We start from the raw sequence: 4,546 nt of genomic DNA, 5'->3' as shown, positions 1-4,546 counted from the left end.
CAACGGCAACCTCAGCCCTGCTATGGCCGCCTGGATTCCGAATATATTGTATACGTTTATCGCGATTTATTTGTACCGGAAGGCACCGAGATAAGAAATATACATAAGAACCGCAAAAACACCAAACTACATAAAAAAGACTGTATCAAAACAATCCATTCCCGCCTCAAACGTAAAACATGGATTTTGATACAGTCTTTTTCAAATAAGATAAAATCTACAATACAAATTACTCCTTCTCCAGATTAAGACCTGCATTAAACTCAGTCGTTGTTTTAATCAGTTCAGGAAGCTGATCAAAAATAGCTTTTACCATCTCCTGTTGTCCAGCCGGAACCTGTGCAATGATCAACTCGACAATTTCTTCAGATGAAAGCAGACTTAACAACGGTAAAATCAAATCTTTGTCTGCATAGATAGCAGCAGTTCCATCCTTAATTTCACAATTCAAAGGAATTCCTTCCGAAAGCAAAGAGGCAAACTGTAGAATCACCGAAGCATCCAACGCCTTCGTTTTAGTCTTATTAGCCGCAATAGTCGCAAGAATCATATCTATATTCAATTGCAAATATAACTTGCCATCTTTGATATAATACTGGGCCAGATTAACAGGCGAAACAGAATTCTCGTCTTCTTTACCTGCAGCGGAATAACTTGCAACGATATTTCCATCTTCTTGAAATGTTACCGTATGAAGATACTTAGTTAACATCGGAGACAAAAAGATATTCCCCAATAAAGCAGCGGCATCTTTGGTTGGCCACGGCTCATCTATCATGCCGGGAATTGTGATACCTGGAGACGTCGATATCCAAGAAAGAATAACAGGCGATTTACCGGTTGTCATATCTTGCTTCGCCAAATTCCAAGTCCCCAATAAATCATTTTTAGGCATCGTGACATTGACAGCCAAAGTCATAGAGGTGGAATCGACCGTGCCGGCGTACTTCATTTCGCGGCCGTTGTTGGAATCTGTGCCTTCGAATGTATATTTATTCCCATCCTGAGTCAGATTAACATTAAACATAGTTACTACTTCACCCGGAATAACTCCCGGTGCTAATGCCGGAACCACGTTGTTTTTCGAAGGCAACAGATCCTTGATGATACTCGGATCAAACACGCCTTCCATCTTAATCGTTCCGGTTTTGCCATCTTCGGTCGAAAAAGTGATTGCTTTTCCCAAAAGCGGGCTGTCTCCATATTTGAGAGAAAGTTTTTCTGCACTGAAAGCCGTTTCACCTTTCAACAGCACGGGCACTTCCGAATCCGAGTTGTCATCATCACTACAAGCAGTGAAGAAACTCAACGCACACAACATTGTAAACACAAACAACAGATTTTTCTTCATAATCTTCTATTTAAATTATACATAAAAAACGAAGCGAAGATACAGAATAGAGATGTGAGAAACAAAGTAAAAAAGTTAACGCCGGTTATTTCCGAAGAAACAACCGACGCCACTTTGAATAAAAATATTTCAGATCAAAAACTTAATCAACGAGCAAATTTCACAGACTGGCTAACACCATTTTCCGTTACCACAATCACATATACACCTTTTGCCAAAGAAGAGGTTGAAATATAAGCATTGTCACCAGAAACAGTTCCGTTAGCAATCGTAGCTCCACTCATATTAACGATACGATAAGTTGCCTTTTCACTATTATCAATGTAGATACCACCATCGACCGGTGTTACTTTTACGGTATTAATTGTGATATCATCGTTGCTTGTTACGATACCAGCGATGTTGGAAGTGAAATATGCACTACCCACAGCAACCGGAGAGCCTGCTGGAATTACATCAACTTTGATCACTTGGTTGGTCAGATTGGCTGTTGCTTTCACATCCATTTCCGTTGTGATAACATCTTCTGTTTCGGTAAAGCTATACGATTTGATATTGATATTAGCAATAGCATCCGCACCGACAATAGATGGTGTAACTTCAATTTCCATTGTTGTTACCTTTTCGTCGTTATCGATGCGACCGTCTTTGTTCGAATCTTTTCCAGATTCAACTAACATCTTGTACCAAGAGGCTTTGCCTTCTGTTGCCAACTCAGAAACAACACGGTCAATAACAGATTTCATGGCTGATTGAGAACTTGTCAATGTCGCGCTCTTGGTATAATCACTCATCGTAATGATCGTCTTATCTGCCAGAGTAGAATCAACTTTCGCCTCAGTTTTATAAACATAATTATCAATAGTGAGAACTATATCCTGGATTGTTTTCTGTTCCATATTAAACCAAAGTTTACGCCATCCTTTAGCTACAGCATCTTCATAAGAAGTAAGGCCGATATATTTAATTGGCATTTTACCACTGAAATCAAGGGCAACAGCAGCATCCCCCATCGGAATCCTCATTGTTGTTGTGGCTGTTGGTACGCCATATAAAGATACAGGAAGAGCACCTGTTGTCAATAAACCTGCAATATCAATACTAACAAGATAATTTAATTCAGGTAAAGCCGGCAATTCAGGACTAAAACCCTTAATTAAATCCCAAATATCCTTTAAACCATCTCTGATTTCCAAACTTGCTTCAAGTGCATAAGTAGTTGCATTTTGCTCAAAAGCGAATCCCAATAAGGGCTGGGCATCCCCTTCAAACAATGAAATAGTCATATCAACCTTTATTGGTAATCCCCCTTCAGCACCCGCAGATGAAGTAATTACAATCTCAGCTACAGTTCCCAATGTAGAAGATATTGCTTTAATTACACCTGGCATTTCTATTTCAAGTGCTCGGCCGTTTATTTCAAAAGGAAATTTCGATGTCGCATAATTTTCAAATTCCACCTTTACATTACCCAACACACCCGCCATCGAAGGAAGGCCTGGAATAGCAGCAATATTAACAACAACACTATCCGGCTTCACGCTATAAGGCGTCGGTGTGTCGGCACGCAATCCACTCTGCAAATTATTCAATACAGGCAAACTTCCAATGAAATCCGAACTCAGTTGCGGCTGTGCCCATCCTAAAATATCGAGACCTGTTTGCTCTTTGATCTGTTCGAATACGACCGGCAATACTTCTTTTTGGATTTCTGTTTTCTGAGCTTCGCTCAACTGCACCGTCTGTGCAGAGGTAGTAAAGGAAGACGCTACAAGACATAACGCCATACTAATCGATGTAAAAACTTTTTTCATAAATCTATATTTTTAGATTAAACATAAAACATTTTTGTTTTATAATGGTAGCAAAACTAAATAATAGCCTCGACTTATGCAAGACAAATAAGTTAACACCGATTATTCAAAACTGGATAACCGGTGTTATCTTAAAAACAGACAACTCTATCTAAAAAACAGCTTACAATTCTCCGGGGCGGTCATCCCCTCCACCCGATGAAGGGATATCAGGATTATTCGGCAAGTTGGACGATTGCTTGACACCTTGGTGACTCAGGATCGTCTTGAAATAAATGATACGGGCATTGACATAATCAATAAAATCGGCATATTTGGTATCACCATAAACACGTGCCAGAGCATTGACTTTTGCCACGATATCTTCATAAGCAACTTCCGTCTGCCTACGAGGTTCAGTGACACCTCCGGTAACCTTCGTCTGGTTTTCAGAGATACGTTTTTCGACCATTGCGTCGAACTCCTCGTTGGCTTCTTCCAGGCGTGTCACCCACTTGTCGAGACCCAGTTTCGTTACATCCGCTTTGAAAGCATCGCTTCTCAAATCCTGGATCAGGTTGCGGCACATACCGGTTTCTTTTTCCTGTGCAGCATTCACAATGTCCTTATACGATTTGCACAGGATATTCAAGCGCCTGCAGGCCTCTTGGTCCTCAATATCGGGATAAATATCCGGGGAAGCGACCTGGGATTGTAACATCCGGATAATTTTATCGCGTTTGTCGTCCGCGGCATTCATTTTGGATGTGAACACGCTTTTCGACAAACATTCAAGGGCTCGATCCATACGCGTGATACCATTGTCGTAACGAACGGCTTCTTCAGTGATTTCCAACTTGTCGGCCGTTTCCGATTTAATACGTGCCTGAATACCCAGATGGAACTGATAAGAAGTTTCTGCCAATAGTCTCGTTTTGCTGAAATTGACAATTTGTTTCATGTTTCTTTGATAAATTTTGATTATAGATTTCATCGTCACACTTCAACAAACCCGTTAAACGACCTGGACCTGTCGAAGCCCTACAAAACGTCCGATTTCTTTTTCTGAAGGCTTTGTAGAGCTTCAAAGTGTTCAAATTACTTTTTTGGAAGTTTTGCAGGGCACAATACATCCAGAATATTTATTTGAAGCCTTTGTTGTCCTACAAAGTGTCCAAATCTTTTTATTGGGCCCTTTGTTGGAATCCGTTCCTTTTTAGAAACCGCCGGCAAGATAAGGATTATAAAAGACCGGACAAAAGAAAACACTTGTTATTTTTCTTTCGACCGATAAGGAACGGAATCAGACAACGCTCCCGCCGCTTTCAGATATTCGACATAATTCAAGTAGAGTTGAAAATGGGCATCGACCTGTGTTTCATAAGCCTGCTGCCACAAAGCC

At 40.5% G+C, this 4,546-nt stretch carries 3 protein-coding genes; all 3 read right to left on the bottom strand.

Annotated elements, in window-relative coordinates; genetic code table 11:
- Positions 1 to 229: 229 nt before the first annotated feature.
- Positions 230 to 1,351, bottom strand: a complete 1,122-nt coding sequence (locus BHV83_RS00050; protein WP_122206164.1) for a DUF4925 domain-containing protein — start codon at positions 1,349 to 1,351, stop codon at positions 230 to 232.
- Positions 1,352 to 1,497: 146 nt separating this feature from the next.
- On the bottom strand, positions 1,498 to 3,165 hold the full coding sequence (locus BHV83_RS00045; protein ID WP_122206165.1) for a T9SS type A sorting domain-containing protein: 1,668 nt from the start codon (positions 3,163 to 3,165) through the stop codon (positions 1,498 to 1,500).
- A gap of 163 nt (positions 3,166 to 3,328) precedes the next feature.
- The gene (locus BHV83_RS00040; RefSeq protein ID WP_147379844.1) at positions 3,329 to 4,105 is read right to left on the bottom strand and encodes a DUF6261 family protein; all 777 of its coding nucleotides are present in this window, start codon (positions 4,103 to 4,105) and stop codon (positions 3,329 to 3,331) included.
- Between the last annotated feature and the right edge of the window lie 441 nt (positions 4,106 to 4,546).

It is taken from the genome of Parabacteroides sp. merdae-related_45_40 (genome assembly GCF_001915675.1).
This window is presented reverse-complemented; position numbering and strand designations above follow the sequence as displayed.